This window comes from Spirosoma areae, assembly GCF_054781775.1.
Genome location: NZ_BAAGTT010000040.1, coordinates 211,718 through 238,285 on the forward strand (window position 1 = coordinate 211,718; position 26,568 = coordinate 238,285).

Genomic DNA, 26,568 nt, shown 5'->3' on the forward strand with positions numbered 1-26,568 from the left:
TCGTTGTTTGCTACTGCGAAAGTACGACGAATTATCAATACCTAACCGCCCAGTATGGGTTTCGGTGTGCAGTCATACTTTGGGCAATGTGCTGGCGAAGCAGCGCGTCATAGGCGGCATCATTAATTTTTTTGCCTTTCAGTTTAGGCAGTTTCAGGTCGTCGGGGGTGAGTTTTTTAAGGGCCACACTTGTGGCTTCAATCACGACGTCGCCATCGTTCAGGCTCAGTTCCAGAATAACGCCCGGCAATCCGTTGTAGCGTTCGGGGCCGGCAGGCACGGGCAAATCCTGCGCGAACCAGGCCGTAATTTTCTGTTTTTTGATGGGGTCTTCCGATTCGGCCTTCATGCAGATATAACCTGCTACGTCTTTAATCTGATTGCCTATTTTCCAGTTTGGCGTGTGGAGTGAATCCTCAACAATGTAGGTTTTGCCGAGCATTTCAACAATGTCGGTTTTTTTGTCCTGTTCAAAGTTTCGATACAGTTTCAGTTCCGAATTGCGCCACGAGTAGCTGCCATCCTCAGTTTCGCCCTGCTCACTGGCGTAGGTGTAGAGGCTCTCGTTTTCAGAAAAGGTAAGTTTCATTTTTTCCTTGAACTCATCATCATTTTTCCAGGTCTGAGCCGCCCGGTCTTTTTGCTCCTGACTCAGATAGGTCATTCGCGCAATGATTTTGGTCCAGTAGGTTTTGCGGGTGTAATTAACGACGCCCTCGGTTTTTTGGGCCAACGCCGAGCTAACTAAAAGCAGGCATCCAGCAACAAGTGTCAGTAGTGTTTTCATGAGTTTTTTAGTGCAGCTATTAAGTTCCACCTCCAACGTTCCATCGGATAACCTGGAACTTGGCGGCTGGAACAATTAAAATCCTCCATCCCGGCGCATTTTGGCCTGAACCCCGCGCATGTTATAGGTAAAGCTAAGCATAAAATACCGGGCCAGGGTTTGCACCCGTTCATCCTGCACGTAGTTCTGTCCGGCATACTGCGATATCTGAATGTTGCGGTTCAGCAAGTCGAACCCCGACAACCGAATTTCGGCTTTTTTGGCCTTTCCCAGAATATAAAAAGCCGATGCGTTCCAGATCGGAATCCGCTGATCGAAACCGAACCTGTCGTTTTTATTGATTCGGTAATTCATACTTGTATTCACGTAAATGCCCGCCGGTAATTTCAGCGTCAGGTCGCCGTTGAAATTATTATTAATAAGTGTTTGATTCTGAGCCGTATTAATTGAATATCGGGTGTTGGTGCGGCCAATGTTCGCCCCGGCATAGAACGTAAGCCATTCGGTTGGCGTCAAATCGAGCCGGGTGCCAACGTTATAATTCTCGTTGTTCGTCTGATTCAAAACCCGGTTGACATTAGTCAGGTTGCTGCCAAAATTCAATTGTGAATTCAGGTTCATCGTTGCCTTTGTTTTCTTGAGCGGAAAGCCAAAATTCAGGTAGGAGCCGAGGTTCTTGCCGCCCGTCAGGTTCTCCGGCGTAGTGGTCGTAACGAGCGTCTGCTGGTCAATTTCCTGGCTATACACAATCTGATTTACGAAATACGTGCCGTACACATTTGCGCCGACATTAATGAAACTGCCGGGGTTGAAATAATAAAAACCGACGTTCAGATTATGGCGCAGTTCAGGCAGCAGATTGGGATTTCCTTTGTTGATAAACAGCGGGTTGCTGTTGTTAATAATGGGCTGTAAATCTCTTGACGACGGAATTCGCACGTTTACATCATACCCACTATACAAATACCGGTTGTTCTTCATGTCGTAATTCAACGACACGTTCGGCACTATGGTGGTGAATGTCCGGTTAATGGTCTCAAACTTCGCCGATGTCTGGTCAGCCGCGTATCGACCGTCAATGGCAAACTGCTGCCCGGCCAGCCCCGCCGATATGTTAAGCCCTTTGTAGGAATACCGAACGCTGCTGCCCAGCCGATTGAACAGGTAGTTGTTTTTATAATACCGACTCAGTGAGTCATTGAGGCTCAGCACCTGACCGGCGTCGCCTACATTCAGTACATTGCGGTCTACTTCGTCGTACCGAAGACTAAAATTGTAGAACGTTTCCCAGAAAAACTTCTTGGCAAATGGCTCTACGTAGAGCAAACTGGCTTTGTACTCGTTCCGCAAACTGTTCGTTGCCTGATCCTGCCGAATCAGCCGGAGTTGCTCGTTCGCACTGATTGCCCCAAAAAAATCACTCCGCGACCGCAGTTCCAAATCACCATCGCTGGTATTGATTTGATACGATGCACTGGCGGCAAATGACCGGCTTTTTTTCTTGAACTTCAACCGATAGATAAGCGAATTGGCTGACCCAAACTGCCGGGCGTCCGTAATGTTACCGGTGGTGTTGCGTGTCGATAGATTTTCGATGGGTGGCGTCCCCCCGTTTCGGTATAAACTCTGATTCGTATTCAGCGTGGAGTTGCCGTTATTCAGGCGACTGTTGTTGATAAATATTAGCGTATTGAGTGAATCGAGTTGCTTTTCGAACCGAATACTGACCCGGTGATTTCCATTAAAATTCACCTGACTGCTGGTATCGGCCGTCCGAAAGGAACTGTTTTGCAGGAAATTTTTGCGATTTCGCAGGGCATTCAGTTCCAGCCGGGTCTGGTTGTAGTAGTAGCTGGTGCTGAGTTTGGTTTTCTTGGTGTCGTAGTTGTAATTGGCGCCCCCCGCAGCGTTCGTCGAAAAGCCCCGGCCGTTGCCCCCACCTACTGGAATACCCAGGGTTTCGTCGTCATCACCAACATAAAAACCCCGGCCACTGCCGCTAAAGCCAAAATCGGCATTATCATTCCAGTTGAAGGAGTTGCTCCCCCGGAAATCCTGATAATCGTTGAACGAGAGGCCCTGCTGGTTGGTGTTGTTGCCTAAGCCAATGATGGAGAACTGGCGTTTCGAGTCAAACTTATTGTAGTTCCCTTTGATTTCGGTGCGGGCCGCTATGTTGTTCGAGGCTGGTCCAGCCCCAGCAGTGACCTTCCCAAAACCACCTTTCTTGAACTCCTCTTTTAGTTCGAGGTTAACGGTTTTCTCTTTCTTACCATCCTCCACACCGGTCAGTTTCGCCTGCTCGGTTTTGTCGTTGTATACCTGCACTTTCGAGATTGCTTCGGCCTGAAGGTTTTTGGTAGCTAATTTGGGGTCATCCCCAAAAAAACTCTTGCCATCGACGGTTACTTTTTTCACCTCCTGCCCCTGCGCCCGTATGTTCCCATCCTGGTCGATCTGCACGCCGGGCAGTTTACGCAGCAAGTCCTCAACCGTTGAGCCGGGCGGCACTTTAAACGAACTGGCATTGTACTCGATCGTGTCGCCTTTGATGGTCAGTGGCGCCTTCGCCGTCCTGACCACAACCTCCATGAGTTCTCTGGTAATGGGTTTCAGTTTCAGCGCACCCAGGTCAACGACAGCCTCGGTAGCGGGGCCGATAACCTGGTTATAGGGAATGTAGCCCACGAATGAAATCTTCAGGACGTAGTTGCCGGTTTTGAGATTTTTGAAGGAGAAACTGCCGTTGTCGCCCGTTCGGGTGAAGTTCACGAGTGATGAATCTTTGGCGCTGAGCAGCATGACGGTCGAAGAGGCCAACGGAGCTGCGGCTGTATCGACGGCGCGCCCCTGCAACGTAAATCTGGACGGGCTAACTGGACTTTGGGCGTAGAGTGCAGCCGGGAGCAGACAGAGCACGGCCAGCAGGAAAAGGTTTTTCATACGTGAACAGGGAACGGAGTATTAAAAGGATTGGGGCAAAGCTAAATCGGATAAGGGCAACCTGGTTATTCCGTTAACGAATTTTAACTAAATTTATAGTAGTTAATTGAGCAAACGGTCGATTCAGCTTATAATGAGCCATTTCCAGGCTTAAACGTTGCTTTGCGTTACCAGATAAGAGTAGAAAAACGAGGAAATTCCATAAACTATGTAGATACGCAATCCTTTGCGTCTCCTGACCGGATGGTTTTGCTGATGCATGGGAGACGCAATATTTTGCGTCTCTACTACCAACCCTTCTCCAGCACCTCCCGAATCGCCTTCGCTTTGAGCAGGCACTCCTCCCATTCCTGTTCGGGATTGGCATCGTAGGTAATTGCGCTTCCCACCGAAAACGACGCATAGCGGCTGGCGGCATTGTAGAGTAACGTTCGGATGATGACGCTGAAGTCGAAATTGCCACTGGGTGTCACATACCCAAATGCGCCCGAATACACGCCCCGCCGACTCACCTCCAGCTCGTCAATAAGTTGCATGGCCCGAATTTTTGGCGCACCGGTCATGCTACCCATCGGAAAGGCGTTGCGGATTGCCCCGGCCCAGGAAACGTCGTCGCGTAAGGTGGCAGAAACGGTCGAAGTCATCTGGTACACCTGCTGAAACCCATAAATACCAAATAGCTCGTCAACGCGGACAGAGCCGGTTTGGGCGCTCCGGGCGAGGTCGTTCCGCACCAAATCCACAATCATCAGGTTTTCGGCCCGTTCTTTTTCGGAGGTCAAAAGCTGGCTGCGGAGCAGAGCATCTTCCTCCGGGGTTTGGCCCCGCCGGATGGTTCCTTTGATGGGCTGCGAGAGAATCGTTTGGCCCGCTTTCTTCAAAAATCGCTCCGGCGACGCACCAATAACATACCGTTCGCCCAGTTTCACGAAACTCGAAAATGGCATCGGCGACCGCTCGTTTAGCGCCAGATAGGTTGCCAATGGGTCGAGTTGAGTGTTTTCGGAGAAGAACTCAATGCAGTAATTCAGTTCATAGACATCGCCCGCCAAAATGTGCTGCCGAATCCGGCGGACATTGGCCTGATATTCGTCGGGCGTAACACGGCAGTGGATGACCGGTTTTGGCATTCCGGCTGGCGGACCGATTGGAGTGACAAAATCACGAACCTCATCCAGAACAGCCTGTGCATTCCCATCGCCCCTAATCGTCAGGCTATTGTGTTGAAAATCAATAATCCATTCAGGTTCAACAAAATAAGCATCTGGAAAACCTAACCGGTTTGGGTTGCGGCTCGATAAGGCTTCTACCTGGTTTTTCAGGTCATAGCCAAAATACCCAACCAGAAACGACGGTCGTTCGCGGTAGGCATCCTGCAACGTTTGAAAGGTGTCGTCGCCCGAAAACGAAATGACCCGTTTCGCCCCGACAAACAATCGGTTAGGAAACGGGTCATTGGGGTAGTCGATGTCATTATTCGTCAGGAACGCCACAAACCCATGCTCGCGTGCCTCCTTAATAGCCCAGTTTAAAGCCTGTAAACGCCAGGCGTTCAGGTCATCGACCGGCACACGAACGATGCCCATTGTTACTCGCGCAACAGCCGGACATCTACGGCAATATCTTTCCCTTCGGTATTGCGGCCAACAGTAAACTCAACTTCGTCATCGACCTGTAGTTCATTAAAATCAGTATCTACTAAACTCGTATAGTGAAAAAACAGGTTGTTGGGCGGAAAATTCACGAAACCATAACCCGTTTTGAGGCTACGGATGGTGCTGATTTTTCGCCCCTCCGGATCATCATCTACGGTGTCGATAAGGTTGTAGTTTGGCTCAGTAGACGACGGATAGGAATCATAGCTGTCTTCTCCATTCAGGCCATTACTACCAAAACTATTTCCATTGCTGTAGCTACTGCCATTGCTGGGCACCGCCGTGAAGGTTGGGCGGGGCTGCTTCACGAACAGGTTCTGGATAACCATGTCATTCCGGCGGCTCCGGTCATCGATCAGCCCGTGCATCCCAACCGGATACGACACTTCTTCCAGCAAATCCTGTGAGGTACGCGTCACCTGCTTTTCTCCCTGCTCGTTCAAAAATTCGAAGTCCCAGCTTAGCACCATAATTCGGGAGCCAAGTGTGTTAAGTTTCCGAATCAGGGGTACATAATCGCCATCGGATGTAATCAGCACGACCACATCGAATTTCTTGTATTGAGCCAACTCGAATGCTTCGAGCGCCAGCCACACATCAATTCCTTTTTCCTGACGATATCCCTGATATGTTTTTACGGGCAGATAGTGCGTTACTACCCCTTCCGACATCAGAATATCGTCGAATAAGCGGTCATAGAACAATTGATTACCCCGCTGATTAGCTTCGTGGGCATTCAGCCGACCCCGAAAATAATGGGCATCAACAATCTGGCAAAGCCGCTCATTAACGCCTTCCTCTTCGGCTACCTGCCGACGAATGAACGCGTGCAAACCCGATATACTGATGCGGCTGCGACGTTCGTGAGAATAGTTATAATAATTACTTACGTGTAAAAAATAATTACCGTCATAGAAAACCCCGATGCGGGTTAATCCTGATGCTGCTGGCATGTTCCTGACTAAAATTAGTATGTGTATGTTTTAGTTAATGCACTCCGAAAGAACCTTTTTTTACTGTATGGGCTGATTTTGTATAGATTGCACTTCTACGAATAAGCTGATTGACAAGCTATTAACTCTATTGTAACGATAAACCGTAGCAGCAACAATACACTAAAACAACTGTATGATTACAAGTAAATACGTTTAAAACAGCTATCGAAGAACGACAGCGCAAAAGTAGCATATTTTCGTTTGCAATGTGTCCTGACTGTATCTTTGTTGAATTTCTCTCCCCTAATTATGCAAAAAGTTTTATTTGTTGACCGCGACGGAACGCTCATCGTTGAGCCTCAACCCGATCAGCAGGTCGACTCGTTAGCCAAACTTGACTATATGCCGAAGGCGATTTCGGCGATGCGTAAAATTGCCAGCGAAACCGATTATGAGTTAGTTATGGTTACTAATCAGGATGGCCTGGGTACGGCGGTTTTTCCTGAAGAAACATTCTGGCCCGCCCACGAAAAAATGATAGCCACCTTTGCGGGCGAAAATGTCCACTTCGCGGCTGTGCACATTGACCGCCATTTCCCGCGCGACAACGCCCCCACCCGTAAGCCTGGCACGGGCATGCTGACGCGCTATTTCAGCGACGCCTATGACCTCACCAACAGCTACGTTATCGGCGACCGGCTGACCGATGTACAGTTAGCCGTCAATTTGGGAGCCAAAGCCATCCTGTTCCTGCCCCCCAATGGCCTGGCAACCGTACAAACTGCCGACGTTGACGGCCTGACGGATGACATGCAGCGGGTTATCGCCTTCAAAACCGATGATTGGGATAAGATTTACGAATTTTTGCGGCTTCCATCCCGCACGGCAACCGTTGAGCGGAACACCAAAGAAACGAAAATTCGGGTTGATCTAAACCTCGATGGACAGGGTCGGGCTACCATACAGACAGGCTTAGGCTTCTTTGACCACATGCTCGACCAGGTAGCCAAACATTCCGGCGCTGATTTGACCATCCGCGTCGATGGCGACCTGCATATCGATGAGCATCACACCATCGAAGACACGGCCCTCGCGCTGGGAGAAGCCTACCGGCGTGCCCTCGGCGACAAACGGGGTATTAGCCGCTACGGATTTTTATTGCCGATGGACGAGGCTCTGGCACAGGTAGGCATCGATTTTTCGGGCAGACCCTGGCTGGTGTGGGAGGCCGATTTCCGGCGTGAGAAAATTGGTGATATGCCAACTGAAATGTTCTTTCATTTCTTTAAGTCCTTCTCCGACACAGCCCTTTGCAACCTGAATATCAAGGTAGAAGGCGATAATGATCACCACAAAATCGAAGCAATTTTTAAGGCGTTTGCCAAAGCTATTAAAATGGCCGTTCGGCGTGATATAAACGAATTGGACAACCTGCCCAGTACAAAGGGCGTTTTGTAAGCATAAACCTAAAAGCCGGGTTGCCATCAGACCGCCGAAGCGGAGCGCTTTTGAAGACCTTTTAGGTTTAAATTCCAACGACTCTGTTATTTTTGCACCTGAATTCAACTGAATATCGACATGGATTTATCAACTCCTTTGACACTTCTGTTCTACGCTGCACTGCTGACTGCCGCGTTCATAACCGGCCGCTGGTTAGAGCGTAAAGACCGCAAGTATTAAGTTTGTCGTTTGTGGTTTATGGGTAGAAGCATTGAACCACAAACGACAAACCACAAACCGACCTATATGCTTAGTGCCCTTACCCGTTGGTTATTTAAAGTGTGGGGCTGGCGGGTAGCTGGCCCTGTCCCGACCGTGCCAAAAGCTATCTGGGTTGTGGCTCCACATTCCACCAACTGGGATTTTCTGATTGGGCTGGGCATCCGGCCTACTATTCATATCTGGATTCAATACCTGGCTAAAAGTTCGCTGTTTACCTGGTATTCAGGCTGGTTATTTCGCGCATTGGGCGGCAAGCCGGTGTATCGCGACAGGTCGACTAATTTGGTAGACGCGATGGCCAACGTCTTCAACCAGAATCAGCAGCTTCATATTTGCATTGCACCCGAAGGTACCCGTAGCAACGTTGACAAACTCAAAACGGGCTTCTATTACATCGCCCTTAAGGCCAACGTTCCCCTGATTCTGGTTGGATTCGACTGGCCCCGCCGACTGGCTATTTTGAGCGAACCGCTATACATAACCGGCAATTATGAGCAGGATATGCTGCCTTTCTACGAGTTTTTCTCGCAGGTTCAGGGCGTTAAAAAGGACTGGTTGAAGCGGTGGGAAGAAACAGGCGTCATTGAGTAAAAAAAAGCTACTTTTTCGTGTGTCGTGTCACTATGCAAACCCTGAAAATTGCGACGGCTCAATTTGAAAATGCAAGCGGAGATAAAGCTTATAATCTTCGCGTTATAAACAATCTCGCGGCTAAAGCGGCTCAGCAGGGCGCTCAGGTGATTGCTCTTCATGAGTGTTCTGTTACCGGCTACACCTTTGCCCGGCACCTGTCTGAAGAGCAGATGATTGACCTGGCTGAGTATATCCCCGAAGGCGATAGCATTCAGGCACTTACGCAAATTGCCCGCACCCACGACATTGTTATTCTGGCGGGTTTGTTTGAGAAAGACCACCAGAATCAACTGTTCAAAGCCTATGTCTGTGTGGATAAAAATGGCTTGGTGGCCAAATACCGCAAACTACATCCATTTATTAACCCGTACCTGCTGCCGGGTAACGACTATGTCGTTTTCGACCTTTATGGCTGGAAATGCGGCATTCTGATCTGCTACGATAACAATATCATCGAGAATGTGCGGGCAACGGCTTTGTTGGGTGCCGACATTATTTTTATGCCTCACGTAACGATGCTGACGCCGTCTACCCGGCCAGGAGCTGGTTTTGTTGATCCGGCCTTGTGGCATAATCGCGCCAGCGATCCCACTTCAGTACGATTAGAATTCGACGGTATGAAAGGCCGGGCCTGGTTAATGAAGTGGTTGCCGTCCCGCGCTTACGACAATGGCATTTACGTTGTCTTTGCCAACCCAATCGGTATGGATGACGATCAGTTGAAAAATGGCTGCTCAATGGTAATCGACCCCTTTGGCGACATACTGGCTGAGTGCCGCGAACTGGGCGATGATGTTGTGGTGGCGACCTGCACGCCCGACAAATTGCAGAAAGCCGGTGGGTACCGGTACCGAAAAGCCCGACGGCCCGATTTGTACCGGGCTATTCTGAGCCAGGAACACCAACCCGAGCAAAAAGTGGTTTGGCTAAACCCGGATAACGAACCCCCAGTCTAACACATAATCCAGATTTATCGTCGGGGTTGTCTTTACCTGCTCTTCTTTAACTCCTCCACCATGAGCTGACCTGCCCGCCAGGAGGCTCCCGGCTTACCCATTTTCTGTTGCACACGGGCATAACCGGTTAGCTGGCTTTCCCGACGCGAACCGCCGGGTAAAACTGCCTTTAGTTCACTCGTAGCACGTTCGGGCGTGAATTCACTTTGTATTAATTCTTTCACCACTTCGTTATCAGCAATCAGGTTAACGAGCGAGATAAACGGCACGGCAATCAGGTGTTTTGCAATAGCATAGGTTATGCCCGTTGTTTTGTAACACACGACCTGCGGAATAGTAAAAAGGGCCGTTTCGAGTGTAGCCGTGCCGGACGTTACAAGAGCCGCCGTTGCCACATGAAGTAAATCGTAGGCCGCATCCTGAACGCGTTTTACGGCCGGGTAATCCGCCAGGAAACTGTCGTAGAGCGAATCGGGAAGGTTCGTTACAGTTCCAACAACAAACTGATAGTCAGGAAACTGCCGGGTTACAGATAGCATGACGGGTAACATTGCCGTTATCTCCTGACGACGACTGCCGGGCAACAGCGCCACAATAGGCCGCGCATCCAATTTTACTGTCTGACGAAAGCCGGGGTCAGGCCGGAAATCGGCGAGCGCGTCGAGAAGTGGATTACCTACATACTCAACTCCATAGTCGTATTTGGCGAAAAATTCCGTCTCAAACGGAAGAATTGTGAACAGTTTATCGACGTTTGTCTTGATCGACAGCGCACGGCGCTGATTCCAGGCCCAGACCTTCGGCGAGATGTAGTAGAACACCCGGATACCGTTTTTTTTGGCGAAACGGGCCATCCGCAGGTTGAAACCGGCGTAGTCGATCAAAATCAGCACGTCGGGGCGGTGAGCCAGCAAATCGGCCTGGCATTCGCGCAAAATCCGGCGAATGGTACTCAGATTTTTTACCACCTCCAGAAAACCCATGAACGCCATTTCGCGGTAATGCCGCACCAGTACAGCGCCTGCCGCTTCCATCTGTTCGCCCCCATAGGCCCGGCAGGCTGCTTCCGAATCGTGTTGGCGTATCGCCCGGATTAGGTTTGCACCATGCAGGTCGCCGGAGCGTTCACCGGCAATAAGGTAGTAAGTCATACTTCATGTAGAGACGCAGGGGATGGCCGCACCGGCAGACCGATCTCTACGGTTATTCGCCGAAATAATCCACAAAGTTTTTCGGGGTTTCGTAGAGCCGGAGCTGATGCAGATGGGCTTCGGTAACGGGTTCGAGTGCACGGTCGATAATCTTCCAGATTTCCATAATGAAGATTTCGCAACTGGCCATTTTGCCCTGCATAAAATCGACATCGAGGTTCAGGTTTTTGTGGTCAACCTTCTCGATTACCTCCCGCCTGATAATGTCGCCCAGCAGTTTCAGATCAATGACGAAGCCTGTATCCGCATCAGGTTCTCCTTTTACGGTTACGATAAGTTCAAAATTATGCCCGTGCCAGTTTGTGTTGGCACACGGGCCAAAAACCTCCCTGTTGCGCTCTTCCGACCAGGCTGGATTATAGAGCCGGTGCGCGGCATTAAAGTGTTCAATTCGATTAATATAGACCATTATTCTGGTTTAGATAGGGCGGTTGCCAGAAACGCCGGGTTGATAAAAAGAAAGTGACAAAGGTACACACTCTTTAACCGGGATAAAACAAGGTATTAGGTTATTGCAGCTCTTACGACCCTGGTTTTAGTAGAAAAATACAATTTAATCCCTAAAAACGCTATTCATTTGTCCAATTTAAAACACGTATCTTTACAGCCGCTTTCACTTCATTCACGCTGATCCTTACCCAATTATCGACTAAATACCTCTACGACTACCACTTTATGATCATTGTTACGGGAGCCGCCGGTTTTATCGGAAGCTGTTTAATCAGCAAGCTGAATCAGGAAAATTTCAATTTCATCATTGCAGTTGATGACTTTTCGTATCCTGATAAAGAGGCTAATCTGACCGGAAAACGGATTCAGGAACGGGTAGACCGGGACGTGTTTTTTGACTGGCTCGACCAGAACTATCAGGAGGTTGAATTTATCTTTCACATCGGCGCCCGCACCGACACAACCGAGTTTGACCGTCAGATTTTTGAACACCTGAACGTTGAGTATTCCAAGCAGATCTGGCACCGCTGCATCGACTATCAGATCCCACTCGTATATGCCTCATCGGCAGCTACCTACGGCCTGGGCGAGTTCGGTTATGACGATAACGAAGCGCTGATTCCACAGCTAAAACCACTCAATCCATATGGCGACTCTAAAAATGAATTCGACATATGGGCGCTGGAGCAGGAGCGGAAACCATTTTTCTGGGCTGGCCTGAAATTCTTTAATGTGTATGGCCCGAATGAGTACCATAAAGGCCGCATGGCCTCGGTAATTTTTCATGCCTACAACCAGATTTGCCAGTCGGGTACCATGAAGCTATTCCGGTCGCACAACCCCGATTTTGCCGACGGCGAGCAAATGCGCGACTTTGTGTATGTGAAAGATGTGATGGAGGTTTGCTCGTTTCTAATGCACCACCGGCGCAATTCTGGTATTTATAATCTGGGCAGCGGAAAAGCCCGCACCTTTCTGGATTTAGCCAACAACACCTTCCAGGCCCTTGGCCTCGACTCTCAGGTGTCGTTTGTCGATACGCCCGTCGACATTCGCGACAAGTACCAGTATTTCACGCAGGCAAACATGGCCAAACTTCGTTCCATTGGCTACGACCGGCCCTTTTCATCATTGGAAGATGGCATTGCCGATTATGTAAAAAACTACCTGAGCAAAGGTCAGTATTTGTAGCCCCAGGCCGTTTTACCACTCCTGAAAATAAAAAATACGGCAATTAAGATAAAAACAAAGCCAACGACGTGGTTCCAGGCCAGTTTGTCGGTTTTGAATACAAACACGGTAATACTGATAAAAACAACCAGTGAAACGGCTTCCTAAATCGTCTTGAGTTCAACTAACGAGAACGGACCACCCGTCTCACTGGCGCCGATCCGGTTGGCAGGCACCTGAAAAATATAGTCAAAAAACGCCAGTCCCCAACTCAGCAGAATCACTACGAATAACGACAGTTTAGCCAGCATCGGGTACTGTTTGACCTGAAGATGCCCATACCAGGCCAGGGTCATAAAAATGTTCGACAGCGTTAGAAGCAGCACACAATACAGTCCTTTCATCCGTTCGTTGCTCAAGTCAGGCCATTTTATTCCCAGACCACTTCTATAACTTCTTTCTTTAGGTCGATGGTGGTCTGCTTTTCATCGGCTGCCCGACGCAGTGTCAGCTTACCGTTACTGACTTTGACGGCTTCCTGCTGCAACACGTGCGTACTATCTTTTTTATGAAACACTGATACCATCGCTTCACTTGTTTCAACGGGGAGTATCAGCATTTTACCGGTCGCTTTCACCAAACGGGCCGTAGCTTCTCCCTCCTGCCTGCGGACTAAGGCCAGCGCGCGTCTGGCCTGCGGAACCCCATAGCCCACATAATTATTGCCGTAAGGATATAGATGCGACGACTTTTCGATAATGGCCATCACTTCTTTGTTCGTCAGTTTTGGATTCGCCTGCATAATACAGGCCGCAAAACCGGTAATGACCGGTGCCGACAGCGAGGTGCCGTAGAGCGAAAAACAGGACACGTTCGGCTTTAAGTAAGGGAGATTTTCAGGACCGATGCTACTATACCCAATTCGATTCCAGAGTCGGGCGTTGGTGGCGCCAATGGCCATCACACCCTGTGCATCGGCGGGCGTGCTGATGATGCGCCACGAACGGTCATCACCTTCGTTGCCCGCCGAAACAATCAGTAAAATGCCTTTTCTGTCGGCGGCAATCTGGGCCGCGCGGCTAATCAGACTCGTATGCCCATCCATCTGGCGGGGTTCGTAATTTTCTTTCGGATTGCTCATTCCACGGGCATACCCCAGCGACGTATTGATCAGCCGAACACCGAGGCTGTCCATCCATTCCATAGCCGCAACCCAGTTATCCTCTTCGCCCCGGTACTCGCGGTTTCCCTGGTCGGTGCGGGCCAGGTAAAACGTCGCGTCGGTGGCCAGACCATACTGTATATTTTCAGTCGTATCACTGCCCGCAATGGCGGCCAGCACTTCGGTACCATGAAAATCAGACATGGTTTCAAGCGTCCGAAACAGCTTACCCTTCGTTTTTTTATTATTGACATAATCACGCACCTGCTTCACCCCTTGCCGGGCAAACACATGCCTGAGCGCATTGGCCGAATCGGCCCCAAAAAACCCTGCATCGATGACCCCGATGGTAACGAAACGCCCCGTAAGTCCCGCCTGAGCGAAATCAATTGCCTGAATCTGGGTCATAACCGGCGCCAACTGCGGATTCGCGGGTACATTAAGCGAGGTGATGATGATGGCTGGATCGATGGGCTGAATGCTCCTGACAAAGGGCATCGCCAACACCTGAGCATACTGCTGGACCGTTAGCCGGGCAGATACCGCATTGAGCCAGCGCGACTGGCAGATTGGCTCAACGCTCGCTTGCTTTAGCTGACTTATGTAGGCAACCGATACGGGTTGGTCGGTCTCATCGATCGGCAAACCCAGCATTTGCCGCTGGGCAATAGCGTTCGGCGACAGGGCCGGAACGGATAAGTTGTCTTTGCCCTGAAGCAAAACCCAGTATTTAGGCTGAGCCTGTATGCAGTGAGCCAATAGGCAAAGCAAAGCCGTTAATCGAAGTATCATGATTTATCAGTTCAGGCTAAATTGGTTAGTAAGCTATTAGTCACTGCATCAATACGAATAACTCAATAACCAATAACTAATATTTGAGTTTCTTTGCAAAATTAATCAGAAACCTTGCAAAGACCCGGTATATGCGTTATTTACCAATCGACCCTCAGCTTTTCGTTGTAAACCGCCAGCGACTCACTACGCTATTGAAACCAAAGTCACTGGTGGTGGTGAATGCCAACGACATCATGCCAACCAATGCCGACGGCACGATGGCATTTCGGCAAAATAACGATTTATTCTATCTGACGGGTGTTGATCAGGAAGAGACGCTGTTCGTGTTGTTTCCCGACCATCCCGATCCGAAATTTCGCGAAGTGTTGTTTTTGCGGGAAACAAATGAACAGATTGAAATCTGGGAAGGCCACAAACTCACCAAAGCCGAAGCTGAACAGACAACGGGGCTACCCCAAAAGCAGATTTACTGGACGCATCAGTTTGAGCAGGTATTTGGGCAGATGGTCTTTGAAGCCGATTTCGTGTATCTGAACACCAACGAGCATACCCGCGCTGGTTCAGCAGTACAATCGCGTGATGCCCGGTATGTCGAAGCCTTCAAACAAGCCTATCCGCTGCATCAGTTGGAACGACTTGCTCCGCTCATGCACGCCTTGCGGGCCATCAAACAGCCGCAGGAGATACCCCTTATTCAGACGGCCATCGACACGACGGACAAGATGTTCCGGCGGTTGCTGGGGTTTATTAAACCCGGCGTTTGGGAATATGAAATCGAGGCCGAAATGATGCATGAATTCCTGCGCCACCGGTCGCGGGGGACGGCCTATTCACCCATTATTGCATCGGGTGCCAATGCCTGCGTTTTGCACTATATTGACAACAGCCAGCAATGCCGGGATGGCGACGTTCTTCTACTCGATATTGGCGCTGAGTATGCCAACTACAACGCCGACATGACTCGATCTGTCCCCGTAAATGGGCGCTTCACGCAACGCCAGCGGGCGGTATATGATGCAGTCCTGCGGGTACTGAACGAAGCCAGACTGATGCTTCGCCCCGGTAATCTGTGGGATGAGTACCACCGGGAAGTCGGTAAAGTAATGGAATCGGAATTAGTTGGACTCGGTCTCCTCAATCGCCATGATGTTGACAGCCAGGACCCTGACGCACCGCTGTACAAAAAATATTTTATGCACGGCACGTCGCATTTTCTGGGCCTCGATGTTCACGATGTAGGCAATAAATATCGGAAAATGGAGCCGGGCATGGTATTCACCGTTGAGCCGGGCATCTATATACGTGAGGAAAAACTCGGCATTCGCCTTGAGAACAATGTGCTGCTTACCGAAACGGGCAATGTGGACCTGATGGCAAATATCCCGCTCGAAGCTGACGAGATTGAAGCGTTAATGAACAGATAGCGCGTTGTTGTTTGCACTCGCCATAGGCGGGTGCAAACAACCAACTACATTAAACAGCTTCGGCTTTCTTGTTGTTTTCGCGTTCAAGGGCGATGTTCAGACTGGAATAAATCCGGCGGATGGCCGTTTCCAAACGTTCCCAACCCGCGTCGGAGCGGAGGTCAATATCGCCGATGTGATCACGCTGGCCGCTCGTTAGTACTATATTCGTAACAGCGGCCACCATCAGGCTCGTAATGGCGATGGGATCGAAATCAGCGTAGGGAGCCAATTTGCTCACCATATTTTTGTACGACTGATCCCGGAAATCGGCCAGCCGACGAGCCAGTTCGGTTTCGCCATGGGTCATTTCCCACCGAATCAACTCCTGCGACGGTTTACGGGTACGAAACTCCCGCATAAACTGAATGGTATATTCTGACCACGCTTTGCTGCGGTTTTCGGGGGTCAAACTGTCTGGCACAGAGTCCAGAAATTTTTCATTGAACATCGACAGGAAAAACCCGCGTTGCACATAAGCTTCCAGCAAACCATTCCAGCCACCGAAGTAGCGGTAAATAAGTACTTTATTGACACCGGCCTGCTCAGCAACAGCATTAATACCAGCTTTTTCGGTACCCCGCTCAGCCATAACGTCACCCATAGCGCGCAATATGCGCTCCATGGTCATCTGGCGATTTCTGCGCTTAACGACTTTCATACGATTGCGTAATTTTTTGTTTAGAGGATGTTTATTATACGGTAAATTTTATAGCCTCCTGAATTTGACAACAAATTTACGGTAAACACAAATATGGTTATTAGGACTCACGTAATCAAATAATAGTCACAACAAAATAATAAAAATTATTGTAGTAATAATTTACTAACTACCATATAGCAAGCGCTATAATGTGATTTAGGCAGATACAGAGCCGGGAACTGATTAACCAATGCTGGCAACAGATATACTTCGCCGTTAACTAACGTACTGACATATAGTGTATTTACAAGAATTGAAAGCCCAACGAAAGCCAACAATACGCTCACTTACCGCTCGGGGTAACTGGCCAGTTCACCCGACAGATCCTGTATGGCGTCCCGTAGCTGATTGTGACTGACAAGAATATCCATTTCCAGCGGGAAATCAGGGTAATCATGCCAGGATGGCGTCAGCGAGTCGCCTAATTGAATATGCAGCCGGTAGTTATTATCCGGCAAAGCCACAGCCTCTACACTCAAACCCGGCTCTGAAAAGGTCAGCATGATGCGATTGGTCGCTTTATCCCAAAGTGAACGAAGCCCGCTCAACAAGCGGTTGATTTCCCAGGTTTGCAGGGGCGCCGACTGCGTGTCGGTCTTTTGCCGCCAGAAGGTAGAAAGCTTGCACTGCAACCGGTTACGGTCGCGCCAGGAAGTGGTGGTTGTACCGTAGCCGACGATGGCTAACTCAAATGAGCCAGAGGAAGAGCTAAATTTCATGAGTCAGTACGTTAGGTGTATTAGGGATTGTCTACTTAACAAATATACTAAGTATTTAGTAAAATCAGACTAATCTGTCACCGATTTAATCAAATCGTTAAGAAAACAGACCAGGCACTCGAAATCCTGACCGACTTGCTGACTTTCTCTATCTTTGCGACCAGAAAGAACCATAAACCAATAAATTCAGCTAAATGGCGAATGTGCTCATTATCGGAGCCGGTGGCGTAGGTAGCGTTGTGGCGCATAAATGCGCGATGAACAGCACGATCTTTACGAATATTATGCTGGCCAGCCGTACCCAGTCAAAATGCGACCGGATTGCGGCCGAAATTCAGGCAATGCACGGTGTAACGATTCAGACCGCGCAGGTAGATGCCGATGTTGTGGCCGACATGGTTGCCCTGATTCGGTTGGTCAACCCCGTGCTGGTCATTAATGTAGCCCTGCCCTACCAGGACCTGCCCATTATGGACGCCTGCCTGGAAGCCGGTGTGCATTACATGGATACGGCCAATTACGAACCAAAAGACGTTGCCAAATTTGAATATAGCTGGCAGTGGGCCTATAAAGAACGATTTGAGCAGGCTGGCCTGATGGCCTTGCTCGGGTGCGGCTTCGACCCCGGCGCTACGCAGGTGTTTACGGCCTACGCCCAGAAGCATTATTTCGACCGAATGGATTATTTGGACATTGTAGACTGCAATGCCGGTAATCACGGGAAAGCCTTTGCCACCAATTTTAACCCTGAAATCAACATTCGGGAAATTACGCAGCCGGGTCGCTACTGGGAAAACGGTGAGTGGGTTGAAATTCCGGCGATGAGCCTTCACAAACCCATCGAGTACCCCGGCATTGGCCCCCGCGAGTCGTATGTACTCTACCACGAAGAGTTGGAATCGTTGGTTAAGCACTTCCCAACGCTGAAGCGCGCCCGGTTCTGGATGACCTTTGGCCAGGCGTATCTAACTCATTTAGACGTGCTTCAAAACGTGGGCATGACGCGCATCGACCCGGTTAAGTTTAACGGTATGGACATCATACCGCTCGAATTTCTGAAAGCCGTGTTGCCCGCTCCCGATTCGCTGGGCGAAAACTATACCGGCCAAACCAGCATTGGCTGCCAGATTAAAGGCGTAAAAGACGGCGAAGACCGGACGTATTTTATCTGGAACAACTGCGATCATGCCGAAACCTACCGCGAAGTGCGCGGGCAGGCCGTTAGCTATACGACGGGGGTACCGGCTATGATCGGCGCCATGCTCATCCTGACCGGCGTCTGGCTGAAACCCGGCGTCTGGAACTGCGAAGAACTGGACCCCGATCCGTTCATCGAACAAATGAATAAACAGGGCCTGCCCGTCAACGAGCGCGTGAATGTGCCCCTGCCACACGAATATTAATTGTTTCCCGTTTGTTTTGTACCTTAGTATACTAACAAACAGGAAATTAACTCTGTACGCCTATGCGACTCACGTTGTGTTTATTCTTGCTGACCATCAGCCGGTTAGCGGCTGGCCAGACACCCCCGGCATCGACAACGCTGGTGGCCAATAAACCGAAGACCGCACCCAATCAGCACCTCGGCAGCCCCGACGCCATGGCGGACCCCGAGATGAACCTCCGCCTGAATGCCCTCAATGGCAGTGGCACGGCTCCGCTTATCTGGCGGGTCGATACGCGGTATGAAGGGCTTCGCGGAACACCCTATTTTTTGCCAAACTGGTCGAACGGGCAAATCGAACTGCTCAATGGTCGTCGGTTCACCAACGTACCCATTAAGTTTGACTCCCATCGTCAGGAGTTGATTCTGCTTCGGCCCAAACAAGGCAATGACTCCATCATCATCGACCGGCAAACCGTGAACCAGTTTCGGTTGGCCAATGCCGACGGTCAGGAATACCTGTTCAGGCGGTATACGACGCTCAAAACCAACGAGCCACCACTAAATGGAGGGTATTTTCTGGTGTTGTATGAAGGCAAAACAGCCCTGCTGAAGCGGGTAACCAAGTCGATCCAAAATGCGGATTACAAGGCTGCTTATTCCAGTGGCATTCGCTATGATTCGTTCGCCGATGCAAACGTCTACTACATTCTCAAATCCGACCAGACGATAACGAAAGTGAAACTCTCAAAACGGTCGTTGCTGGATGCCCTCGATGACAAGAGTGATGCGCTGAAATCATTTGCCGACAAACTTGGGTTTAAAACCGAAAATGATGCAGTGACCTTAGTACAGCAGTACGACACGTTGTAGTGGCCGTTGTGGAATTGGGCCAGAACGGGCATCTGTGTGGTAAAACCACCTACGGCCATGCTTCGCTCTACTACGTCCGAAACCGTTGCGTTAAGTTACGACGACCTAATTTTTCAGGCTCGCCACCGAGCCTACGGCGCTTTCGACCTGCGCCGACACTATCGACCGACGCTCACCCGTGCTTTAGGGCTGGGCGTCGGTTTGTTCTTGCTGGGCCTGTCGGTGCCCACGATCTACGCCCGTCTTTTTCCAGCCAACCCGTTTCCACATAACCAGGTAATGGTTGAAACGGAATTGCTGAAACTGCCCGAACCACCCATTGAAGAAATGCCGGTAGCCCTGTCTCCGGTACCAATGCCGGTTGCCCAACCAACGGCTCGTTATTTGATGCCTGTTGTCGTGATGGATGCTCCCGAAGAGATGCCGGTAGCCACGGTTGACGAATTAAAAGACGCGGCACCCAGCAACCAAACCACCGACGGCACCGGAGAGATGGATATTATTCTCCCTCCCGAAACAACCACTCCAACGCTTCGGGAAATAGCCGTTGAGGCTGAGCCTAAAACTGAAGGAGTATTCATACTGGTCGAGCAGCAGCCCGAATACCCTGGGGGAATGGAGGCCCTGCGGGCATTTCTGAGGAGTACCCTGAAATACCCCGGAACAGCAGCATCGGCGGGTATTTCGGGCCGGGTATTTGTCCATTTCGTGGTGAATACGGACGGAAGCCTGGCCGATATTCAGGTGCTAAAAGGAATTGGGTTTGGCTGCGACGAAGAAGCCATTCGGGTGATACAAAAGATGCCCCGCTGGAAACCCGGCAAACAATCGGACCGGGCCGTTCGGGTGACGTATAATTTGCCGATTTCATTTACACTGGAGTAAAAAAACGTCCTCAAAAATCATCGCTTTCTATGCAAACATCCTTTTTCTTTTGTCATCGTGATCTCTCTGGCATGTTGGTAACTACTTTCTGGTTATTGCTACTCACGACAGTTGGTTTCGCCCAGAAAACCGACACCACCATTTACACAGTCGTTGAGCAACAGCCGGTATTTCCAGGTGGCTTTGATGCCATGAAGAAGTACCTGCTGACGAATGTACATTATCCACCTGAAGCGAGAAAAGCGAGCGTGAAAGACCGGGTACTGATGTCTTTTGTTGTGGAGTTAGATGGTAGTATAACCTATATTCAATTAGTGAAAGGAATTGGTTATGGCTGTGATGAAGAAGCGATTCGGGTAGTAAGAGCTATGCCCCGCTGGACGCCCGGTAGCCAGTCAGGCAAATTATTACGGGTTAAATTCCATTTGCCTGTGCTTTTTGGAATAGCTTATGAGGAAGCTAAAAGGCGTTAGTTTCATACCTTTGCGGCATGGATACGACCTTACTGCAAAACCTCAACCGAACCGCCGGACCGACTGTCCCGTCGCCCTGCTTTGTACTGGAAGAAGCTAAACTCCGCCGAAATTTGAAACTGATTGATTCAGTACAGCAGGCGGCTGGCGTTACGATTATTCTTGCCCTGAAAGGTTTTTCGATGTACAGCGCGTTTCCGCTGGTGCGCGAGTACCTAAGTGGAGCAACCGCCAGTTCGCTCAACGAAATCAAACTCGTCAACGAATACATGGGTGTGAAAGCCCACAGCTACCTGCCCGCCTACCGCCTGGATGAGTTCGATGAGGTTGTGAGTCTTAGCAGCCACCTGACTTTCAACTCGTGGAGCCAGTGGGAACGGTTCCGAAGTCGGGCGGTTGGGCGGGTGTCGTGCGGCATTCGGGTCAATCCGCAATACTCGGAAGTGGCCACGGACATGTATAATCCCTGCGTGCCGGGTTCCCGCCTGGGCGTCACCCGCGACCAACTACCCGACCAGTTGCCCGAGGGGCTGGAGGGGATTCATTTTCACACCCTGTGCGAAAACGATTCGTTCACCCTCGAACGAACCCTCGACGCCCTCGAAAGCCGGTTTAGTGATCTGCTCCACCAGGCCAGGTGGGTAAATTTTGGCGGTGGGCATTTGATGACCCGCGAAGGCTATGACACGAACCACCTGACTGGACTGCTCAAGGCATTCCGGCAGAAATATGATGTCGATGTGATTCTGGAACCAGGTTCGGCCATTGCCTGGCAAACGGGCGTGCTGGTATCGAGCGTTCTGGATGTGCTTACCAGTCAGGGCATTGAGGTAGCTATTCTGGATACGTCGTTTGCGGCTCACATGCCCGACACGCTCGAAATGCCTTACAAACCGCGTATCACGGGTTCTTACCACGAACCCGTTGCCGGAAAACCAACTTATCGCTTAGGCGGCATGACCTGCCTTGCCGGTGATTTCATAGGCGATTACTCGTTCGATAAACCACTTGAAATTGGTGATAAGCTTGTGTTCGAAGATATGATTCATTACACGATGGTGAAGACCACGACGTTCAATGGCGTAAACCTGCCGGGCATTGGCATCTGGAAAGAAAATGAGTCCTTTCAGTTGGTTAGAACCTACGGCTACGAAAGTTTTAAGGATCGGTTGAGTTAGTAAAGTGTGACATATTACCACCGGGTTGAAACCTGGTGGTAATATGTCACTACAACACAAACAAAAAACCTGCGTACAAGATGGTTCGCAGGTTTTTTTTGACAGCTAAAGGTGTACTGCACAAGGCAGTTACGAAAGTAAATTTACGTATTTTTATGAATATTACTATAGTTAATGGTATTAATTCTTAACAAACTCCCGGTGGTAGGCTGCCTTATAGAGTTCTTCTTTGGGCAAACTCTTAAAGTAGTCATACGTTATCCGAAGTCCCTCGGCCCGCGCCACTTTCGGCTCCCAATCCAACAGCGCCTTTGCTTTGGTAATGTCGGGCTGACGTTGCTTGGGGTCGTCTTTAGGCAAATCTTTGAGCACTAATTTCTGCGTCGTGCCGGTGAGCTTGATAATCTCTTCGCCGAATTCTTTAATTGTAATCTCCGATGGATTGCCAATATTGACCGGATAGGCATAATCGCTCAGCAACAGGCGGTAGATGCCTTCGACCAAATCATCCACATAGCAGAACGAGCGCGTCTGGCTGCCATCGCCAAAAACAGTCAGGTCTTCGCCACGCAGTGCCTGGCCAATAAAGGCGGGCAGTACACGACCATCATTCAGGCGCATACGGGGGCCGTAGGTATTGAAAATCCGGACGATGCGCGTTTCCAGGCCGTGATGGGTATGGTAGGCCATGGTAATGGCTTCCTGAAACCGCTTGGCTTCGTCATACACACCGCGCGGCCCAATCGGGTTCACATTTCCCCAGTACTCTTCGGGTTGCGGATGAACGGTTGGGTCGCCATACACCTCTGAAGTAGAGGCAATCAGCACTCGTGCATTTTTCACCCGCGCCAGACCCAGGCAGTTATGAATACCCAACGAACCCACTTTCAGCGTTTGAATCGGGATTTTCAGGTAGTCAATCGGGCTGGCCGGTGAGGCAAAGTGCAGAATGTAATCCAGATCGCCCTTAACATGGATGAATTTGGATACATCGTGGTGAGCGAATTCAAAATTGGGCAGATGAGTCAGGTGTTCGATGTTGCGGATGTCGCCCGTTATGAGGTTGTCCATGGCTATCACGTGATAGCCTTCTTTAATAAACCTGTCGCACAAATGCGACCCCAGAAATCCGGCCCCGCCGGTGATTAAAACTCGTTTCATTTAGTTGAATGTATACTGAGTAATGCATAATGATTTTACCGGCCTCAGCGGCCTTATACAGTACTCATTGTTCATTATACATTATTTAACAGTTTGCTCAACCGGAGCCAGAACCGGCTCGCGGCCTACGCTGTAATAGGTATAATTCTGCTCCCGCATCTGATCGAGTTCGTACACGTTTCGGCCATCGAAAATAACTTTATTTTTTAGCAGCAGATTCATTTTGTCGAAATCGGGGGTACGGAACAGCGGCCACTCCGTAATGATCACCAGCGCATCGGCATCGTCCAGAACGGCATACTGAGTATGGGCATACGTAACGGCATTACCAAGTTGCTCCCGCACATTATCCATTGCTTCGGGGTCATACACCGTAACTTTCGCACCGGCATCGAGCAGGGCACGAATGTTGTCTAAAGCGGGGGCTTCCCGAATATCGTCGGTATAAGGTTTAAAGGCCAGCCCCCAGACAGCGATGGTTTTTCCTTTCAGGTCACCCCCGAAATAGTCAAGAATCAAGGGAATAAGCTTAGTCTTCTGCTCGTAGTTAACGGCCATCACCGATTTCAGTACTTTGAAATCGTAATCAAAATCTTCAGCGGTTTTAGCCAGTGCCTGAACATCTTTTGGGAAGCAGCTACCACCATAACCGATTCCTGCAAATAGGAATCGCTTGCCAATGCGGCTGTCGGTGCCAATACCCCGGCGAATATCATCGACGTTGGCGCCAGCCCGTTCGCAGAGGTTGGCAATCTCGTTCATGAACGTGATTTTGGTGGCTAAGAAGGCGTTAGCGGCATATTTGGTCATTTCTGCCGACCGTTCGTCCATGAAAATAACGGGGTTCCCCTGCCGAACCAGCGGTGCATAGAGTCGGTTCATAACGCCCTTAGCCCGGTCTGATTTGGTCCCGATCACGACCCGGTCAGGCTTCATGAAATCTTCGACGGCCACCCCTTCCCGCAAAAATTCAGGATTCGATACAACGTCGAAATCAACTTTGGCGTTGTCGGCAATATGCGCGTGAACTTTCTCGGCAGTGCCAACTGGAACAGTACTTTTATCGACAATAACGGCGTACTGGCTCAAAATAGGCCCCAGATCGCTGGCAACCTTCAGGATGTATTTCAGGTCGGCCGAGCCATTTTCACCCGGAGGGGTAGGCAGGGCCAGAAAGATAACTTCGGCTCCTTTGATACCCTCTTCGAGGTCAGTGGTGAATGACAACCGCCCCTCTTCAACATTCCGGTGGAACAATGTTTCCAGCCCTGGTTCGTAGATAGGCACAATGCCGTTTCTGAGTTTTTCAACTTTACGTTCATCAATATCAACACATGTTACCTGGTTGCCCGTCTCGGCAAAACAAGTACCGGTAACAAGACCTACATATCCGGTTCCAACAACGGCTAATTTCATATAAAACTGTTCAGCTAAAGTTTGACAATTTGTTTACTACTGTATATAGACGTCCTAATTTACTCCAGGACACAAAAATAGGAATTTTTTAATAGTACCCTACAACCCATGAACAATAGTGAGTAAGCGGTAGTGTACGTATGTAGCCGCAGGTTCCATGAATTTGCACCCGGATTCAATGACTAACAGGTTAAAATCGCTGCCTACAATAAAGAAAAACCTGGGCAATGACGAAGAGTAGAGGCCATTTGTGCTTTATAAGCCCTGGAAAGGCCGCAGATCATATTCGGCATAAAAAATGAGGAATATTCCGTATTATTTCTTAAATTATTGTTCATTCCCGTAATCGGGAACTACTTCATATGACAAACGAAATTGTAGAAAATCAAGAATTAATAGCGCAATCGGTACGTGACCTGAGCGAACGGCTTATTCGTCCCACTCTTCGGCAGTGGGACGAAGATCAGCACTTCCCGGCCGATTTGTTCCGGCAGTTGGGCGAACAGGGGCTAATGGGTGTGCTGGTGCCGGCAGAATACGGTGGAGCTGGACTGGGCTACCGGGAGTATGTGACAGCAATTGTTGAATTATCCCGCGTGGACGGTTCGGTTGGTTTGTCGATGGCCGCCCACAACTCACTCTGCACCAACCATATTCTGCTGTTTGGCAATGACCATCAAAAGCAAACGTACTTACCCCGGCTGGCTACCGGCGAATGGCTCGGCGCCTGGGGCCTAACTGAGCCAAACACGGGTTCCGACGCGGGTAATATGCGAACAACGGCTGTTCGGGAGGGGGATAACTGGGTGCTGAATGGCGCTAAAAACTTTATTACGCACGGCAAAAGTGGCCATGTTGCCGTTGTGATAGCCCGCACCAACGAACCCAATACCGCCCGCAATGCAACGGCTTTTGTGGTTGAGCGGGGCACGCCCGGCTTTTTGGGTGGACGCAAGGAAGATAAGCTGGGGATGCGGGCCTCCGAAACCGCCGAGATGCTGTTTCAGGATTGCCGGATTCCCGACAGTCAGCGGCTTGGCAATGTGGGTGATGGATTCATTCAATCGCTGAAAGTGCTCGATGGGGGTCGAATTTCGATTGCGGCCCTGAGTTTGGGTATTGCCTATGGGGCCTATGATGCGGCCCTGGCGTATGCCAAAGAGCGGGAACAGTTTGGCCAGCCCATTGCTAACTTTCAGGGAATCAGCTTCAAATTAGCCGATATGGCTACAGATATTGAAGCGTCAAAACTTTTGGTTTATCAGGCTGCCGATATGAAAGATGCCGGGAAAGCGGTCACGAAAGAATCGGCGATGGCAAAATTGTTTGCGTCGGAAACCGCCGTGCGGGTAGCGAACGAAGCGGTTCAGATTTTTGGAGGGTATGGCTACATAAAGGATTTTCCGGTCGAGAAATTCTACCGCGATGCCAAACTGTGTACCATTGGCGAGGGAACAAGCGAAATCCAGAAAGTAGTTATCTCGCGACAGATATTGAAATAAAAGAGAAAGGGCCGGGCTACCGGAGCGGGAGGGGAATGAAAGGGAGACAGGAACAAAACAAGCGTTCCCCTTTCTCTTTCAGCTCCTTCCCGCTCCGGTAGCCCGGCCCTTTCTCTTTTATTTTACACCGTCCGGCGTGCGCCTTTGATCAGTGCGGCAATACCAAGAATGATAACAGCCCCAACGAAAGCCGTCAGGATTTGATCAACTATACCGCCATCGCGGCCAAAAAACCAGCCACCAACAAATCCACCGGCAATACCAAGTAGTATTTCGGCGAACAACGAAAACGAAAACCGTTTGAAGACGAGGTCAGCCAACCATCCGGCCACTGCACCTACCAGAATTGATACTAAGATTCCCATGGCTATTAACTGTTGAGTAAAAAGATG

At 49.9% G+C, this 26,568-nt stretch carries 23 protein-coding genes and 1 pseudogene; 11 read left to right on the plus strand and 13 right to left on the minus strand.

What is annotated here, in order from left to right; translation table 11 throughout:
* Positions 1-34: 34 nt before the first annotated feature.
* From ACYVI1_RS24420 to ACYVI1_RS24435, 4 genes are all read right to left on the minus strand, one after another.
* Entirely contained in the window at positions 35-787 is a 753-nt protein-coding gene (locus ACYVI1_RS24420) for a GLPGLI family protein (protein ID WP_460913472.1), read from the minus strand.
* A 75-nt stretch (positions 788-862) separates the two neighbouring features.
* Positions 863-3,730, minus strand: a complete 2,868-nt coding sequence (locus tag ACYVI1_RS24425) for a TonB-dependent receptor domain-containing protein (protein ID WP_460913473.1) — start codon at positions 3,728-3,730, stop codon at positions 863-865.
* Positions 3,731-4,017: 287 nt separating this feature from the next.
* Complete coding sequence (pabB, locus tag ACYVI1_RS24430; protein WP_460913474.1) at positions 4,018-5,316, minus strand: aminodeoxychorismate synthase component I; 1,299 nt, start codon at positions 5,314-5,316, stop codon at positions 4,018-4,020.
* 2 nt (positions 5,317-5,318) lie between these two features.
* Positions 5,319-6,338, minus strand: a complete 1,020-nt coding sequence (locus ACYVI1_RS24435) for an NYN domain-containing protein (protein WP_460913476.1) — start codon at positions 6,336-6,338, stop codon at positions 5,319-5,321.
* A gap of 291 nt (positions 6,339-6,629) precedes the next feature.
* Between ACYVI1_RS24435 and hisB the strand changes: the two genes are divergently transcribed.
* The 3 genes from hisB to ACYVI1_RS24450 all read left to right on the plus strand — a co-directional run bounded on the left by hisB (position 6,630) and on the right by ACYVI1_RS24450 (position 9,631).
* Complete coding sequence (gene hisB, locus ACYVI1_RS24440) at positions 6,630-7,778, plus strand: bifunctional histidinol-phosphatase/imidazoleglycerol-phosphate dehydratase HisB (protein ID WP_460913477.1); 1,149 nt, start codon at positions 6,630-6,632, stop codon at positions 7,776-7,778.
* 288 nt (positions 7,779-8,066) lie between these two features.
* On the plus strand, positions 8,067-8,633 hold the full coding sequence (locus ACYVI1_RS24445; protein WP_460913479.1) for a 1-acyl-sn-glycerol-3-phosphate acyltransferase: 567 nt from the start codon (positions 8,067-8,069) through the stop codon (positions 8,631-8,633).
* A gap of 32 nt (positions 8,634-8,665) precedes the next feature.
* Positions 8,666-9,631 (plus strand): nitrilase family protein, encoded by a 966-nt coding sequence (locus ACYVI1_RS24450; protein ID WP_460913480.1) that lies wholly within the window; start codon positions 8,666-8,668, stop codon positions 9,629-9,631.
* A 32-nt stretch (positions 9,632-9,663) separates the two neighbouring features.
* Here ACYVI1_RS24450 and lpxB read toward each other — a convergent pair whose 3' ends face one another.
* A complete protein-coding gene (lpxB, locus tag ACYVI1_RS24455) occupies positions 9,664-10,782 on the minus strand; it encodes a lipid-A-disaccharide synthase (protein WP_460913481.1) in 1,119 nt (372 codons plus the stop codon).
* Between the two features lie 52 nt (positions 10,783-10,834).
* Positions 10,835-11,251: a 6-pyruvoyl trahydropterin synthase family protein gene (locus ACYVI1_RS24460; protein ID WP_460913482.1), complete on the minus strand. Its 417-nt coding sequence runs from the start codon at positions 11,249-11,251 to the stop codon at positions 10,835-10,837.
* Positions 11,252-11,517: 266 nt separating this feature from the next.
* Between ACYVI1_RS24460 and rfaD the strand changes: the two genes are divergently transcribed.
* A complete protein-coding gene (rfaD, locus tag ACYVI1_RS24465; RefSeq protein ID WP_460913483.1) occupies positions 11,518-12,483 on the plus strand; it encodes an ADP-glyceromanno-heptose 6-epimerase in 966 nt (321 codons plus the stop codon).
* On the opposite strand, the pseudogene ACYVI1_RS24470 reads toward rfaD, so the two are convergent.
* Together ACYVI1_RS24470 and ACYVI1_RS24475 are read right to left on the minus strand one after the other, a co-directional pair.
* Positions 12,471-12,866 (minus strand): annotated as a pseudogene (locus ACYVI1_RS24470) (DMT family protein). The gene rfaD and the pseudogene ACYVI1_RS24470 sit on opposite strands and share 13 nt — an antisense overlap.
* Positions 12,867-12,892: 26 nt before the next feature.
* Positions 12,893-14,416 carry a S8 family serine peptidase gene (locus tag ACYVI1_RS24475; RefSeq protein WP_460913484.1) on the minus strand — a complete coding sequence of 508 codons (1,524 nt, stop codon included), beginning with the start codon at positions 14,414-14,416 and terminating at the stop codon, positions 12,893-12,895.
* Positions 14,417-14,547: 131 nt separating this feature from the next.
* On the opposite strand from ACYVI1_RS24475, the gene ACYVI1_RS24480 reads away from it, so the two are divergent.
* Complete coding sequence (locus tag ACYVI1_RS24480) at positions 14,548-15,843, plus strand: aminopeptidase P N-terminal domain-containing protein (protein ID WP_460913485.1); 1,296 nt, start codon at positions 14,548-14,550, stop codon at positions 15,841-15,843.
* Between the two features lie 49 nt (positions 15,844-15,892).
* On the opposite strand, the gene ACYVI1_RS24485 is transcribed toward ACYVI1_RS24480, so the two are convergent.
* Positions 15,893-16,513: a TetR/AcrR family transcriptional regulator gene (locus ACYVI1_RS24485; RefSeq protein ID WP_460913794.1), complete on the minus strand. Its 621-nt coding sequence runs from the start codon at positions 16,511-16,513 to the stop codon at positions 15,893-15,895.
* Between the two features lie 359 nt (positions 16,514-16,872).
* Positions 16,873-17,304: a WapI family immunity protein gene (locus tag ACYVI1_RS24490; protein WP_460913486.1), complete on the minus strand. Its 432-nt coding sequence runs from the start codon at positions 17,302-17,304 to the stop codon at positions 16,873-16,875.
* Positions 17,305-17,498: 194 nt separating this feature from the next.
* On the opposite strand from ACYVI1_RS24490, the gene ACYVI1_RS24495 reads away from it, so the two are divergent.
* From ACYVI1_RS24495 to nspC, 5 genes are all read left to right on the plus strand, one after another.
* On the plus strand, positions 17,499-18,707 hold the full coding sequence (locus ACYVI1_RS24495) for a saccharopine dehydrogenase family protein (protein WP_460913487.1): 1,209 nt from the start codon (positions 17,499-17,501) through the stop codon (positions 18,705-18,707).
* Positions 18,708-18,769: 62 nt separating this feature from the next.
* The gene (locus ACYVI1_RS24500) at positions 18,770-19,561 is read left to right on the plus strand and encodes a hypothetical protein (RefSeq protein ID WP_460913488.1); all 792 of its coding nucleotides are present in this window, start codon (positions 18,770-18,772) and stop codon (positions 19,559-19,561) included.
* A 57-nt stretch (positions 19,562-19,618) separates the two neighbouring features.
* Entirely contained in the window at positions 19,619-20,446 is an 828-nt protein-coding gene (locus tag ACYVI1_RS24505) for an energy transducer TonB (protein WP_460913489.1), read from the plus strand.
* Between the two features lie 29 nt (positions 20,447-20,475).
* Positions 20,476-20,919: an energy transducer TonB gene (locus ACYVI1_RS24510; RefSeq protein WP_460913490.1), complete on the plus strand. Its 444-nt coding sequence runs from the start codon at positions 20,476-20,478 to the stop codon at positions 20,917-20,919.
* A 17-nt stretch (positions 20,920-20,936) separates the two neighbouring features.
* Entirely contained in the window at positions 20,937-22,097 is a 1,161-nt protein-coding gene (nspC, locus tag ACYVI1_RS24515) for a carboxynorspermidine decarboxylase (RefSeq protein WP_460913491.1), read from the plus strand.
* Positions 22,098-22,277: 180 nt separating this feature from the next.
* On the opposite strand, the gene ACYVI1_RS24520 is transcribed toward nspC, so the two are convergent.
* Entirely contained in the window at positions 22,278-23,258 is a 981-nt protein-coding gene (locus tag ACYVI1_RS24520) for a UDP-glucuronic acid decarboxylase family protein (RefSeq protein WP_460913492.1), read from the minus strand.
* Between the two features lie 81 nt (positions 23,259-23,339).
* The gene (locus tag ACYVI1_RS24525; RefSeq protein WP_460913493.1) at positions 23,340-24,674 is read right to left on the minus strand and encodes a UDP-glucose dehydrogenase family protein; all 1,335 of its coding nucleotides are present in this window, start codon (positions 24,672-24,674) and stop codon (positions 23,340-23,342) included.
* Positions 24,675-25,036: 362 nt separating this feature from the next.
* On the opposite strand from ACYVI1_RS24525, the gene ACYVI1_RS24530 reads away from it, so the two are divergent.
* Positions 25,037-26,176, plus strand: a complete 1,140-nt coding sequence (locus tag ACYVI1_RS24530) for an acyl-CoA dehydrogenase family protein (protein ID WP_460913494.1) — start codon at positions 25,037-25,039, stop codon at positions 26,174-26,176.
* A gap of 122 nt (positions 26,177-26,298) precedes the next feature.
* Here the strand turns inward: ACYVI1_RS24530 and ACYVI1_RS24535 are convergent, their stop codons facing one another.
* Positions 26,299-26,541 carry a GlsB/YeaQ/YmgE family stress response membrane protein gene (locus ACYVI1_RS24535; protein ID WP_460913495.1) on the minus strand — a complete coding sequence of 81 codons (243 nt, stop codon included), beginning with the start codon at positions 26,539-26,541 and terminating at the stop codon, positions 26,299-26,301.
* Positions 26,542-26,568: the final 27 nt, after the last annotated feature.

What these genes read in the sequence shown, in the direction of transcription:
- ACYVI1_RS24425 (WP_460913473.1), bottom strand. Translation starts at nt 3,730, where the DNA reads ATGAAAAACCTTTTCCTGCTGGCCGTGCTCTGTCTGCTCCCGGCTGCA.
- ACYVI1_RS24480 (WP_460913485.1), top strand. Translation starts at nt 14,548, where the DNA reads ATGCGTTATTTACCAATCGACCCTCAGCTTTTCGTTGTAAACCGCCAG.
- hisB (WP_460913477.1), top strand. Translation starts at nt 6,630, where the DNA reads ATGCAAAAAGTTTTATTTGTTGACCGCGACGGAACGCTCATCGTTGAG.
- ACYVI1_RS24450 (WP_460913480.1), top strand. Translation starts at nt 8,666, where the DNA reads ATGCAAACCCTGAAAATTGCGACGGCTCAATTTGAAAATGCAAGCGGA.
- ACYVI1_RS24420 (WP_460913472.1), bottom strand. Translation starts at nt 787, where the DNA reads ATGAAAACACTACTGACACTTGTTGCTGGATGCCTGCTTTTAGTTAGC.
- ACYVI1_RS24490 (WP_460913486.1), bottom strand. Translation starts at nt 17,304, where the DNA reads ATGAAATTTAGCTCTTCCTCTGGCTCATTTGAGTTAGCCATCGTCGGC.
- pabB (WP_460913474.1), bottom strand. Translation starts at nt 5,316, where the DNA reads ATGGGCATCGTTCGTGTGCCGGTCGATGACCTGAACGCCTGGCGTTTA.
- ACYVI1_RS24520 (WP_460913492.1), bottom strand. Translation starts at nt 23,258, where the DNA reads ATGAAACGAGTTTTAATCACCGGCGGGGCCGGATTTCTGGGGTCGCAT.
- nspC (WP_460913491.1), top strand. Translation starts at nt 20,937, where the DNA reads ATGGATACGACCTTACTGCAAAACCTCAACCGAACCGCCGGACCGACT.
- ACYVI1_RS24475 (WP_460913484.1), bottom strand. Translation starts at nt 14,416, where the DNA reads ATGATACTTCGATTAACGGCTTTGCTTTGCCTATTGGCTCACTGCATA.
- lpxB (WP_460913481.1), bottom strand. Translation starts at nt 10,782, where the DNA reads ATGACTTACTACCTTATTGCCGGTGAACGCTCCGGCGACCTGCATGGT.
- ACYVI1_RS24530 (WP_460913494.1), top strand. Translation starts at nt 25,037, where the DNA reads ATGACAAACGAAATTGTAGAAAATCAAGAATTAATAGCGCAATCGGTA.
- rfaD (WP_460913483.1), top strand. Translation starts at nt 11,518, where the DNA reads ATGATCATTGTTACGGGAGCCGCCGGTTTTATCGGAAGCTGTTTAATC.
- ACYVI1_RS24535 (WP_460913495.1), bottom strand. Translation starts at nt 26,541, where the DNA reads ATGGGAATCTTAGTATCAATTCTGGTAGGTGCAGTGGCCGGATGGTTG.
- ACYVI1_RS24485 (WP_460913794.1), bottom strand. Translation starts at nt 16,513, where the DNA reads ATGACCATGGAGCGCATATTGCGCGCTATGGGTGACGTTATGGCTGAG.
- ACYVI1_RS24500 (WP_460913488.1), top strand. Translation starts at nt 18,770, where the DNA reads ATGCGACTCACGTTGTGTTTATTCTTGCTGACCATCAGCCGGTTAGCG.
- ACYVI1_RS24505 (WP_460913489.1), top strand. Translation starts at nt 19,619, where the DNA reads ATGCTTCGCTCTACTACGTCCGAAACCGTTGCGTTAAGTTACGACGAC.
- ACYVI1_RS24510 (WP_460913490.1), top strand. Translation starts at nt 20,476, where the DNA reads ATGCAAACATCCTTTTTCTTTTGTCATCGTGATCTCTCTGGCATGTTG.
- ACYVI1_RS24525 (WP_460913493.1), bottom strand. Translation starts at nt 24,674, where the DNA reads ATGAAATTAGCCGTTGTTGGAACCGGATATGTAGGTCTTGTTACCGGT.
- ACYVI1_RS24435 (WP_460913476.1), bottom strand. Translation starts at nt 6,338, where the DNA reads ATGCCAGCAGCATCAGGATTAACCCGCATCGGGGTTTTCTATGACGGT.
- ACYVI1_RS24460 (WP_460913482.1), bottom strand. Translation starts at nt 11,251, where the DNA reads ATGGTCTATATTAATCGAATTGAACACTTTAATGCCGCGCACCGGCTC.
- ACYVI1_RS24445 (WP_460913479.1), top strand. Translation starts at nt 8,067, where the DNA reads ATGCTTAGTGCCCTTACCCGTTGGTTATTTAAAGTGTGGGGCTGGCGG.
- ACYVI1_RS24495 (WP_460913487.1), top strand. Translation starts at nt 17,499, where the DNA reads ATGGCGAATGTGCTCATTATCGGAGCCGGTGGCGTAGGTAGCGTTGTG.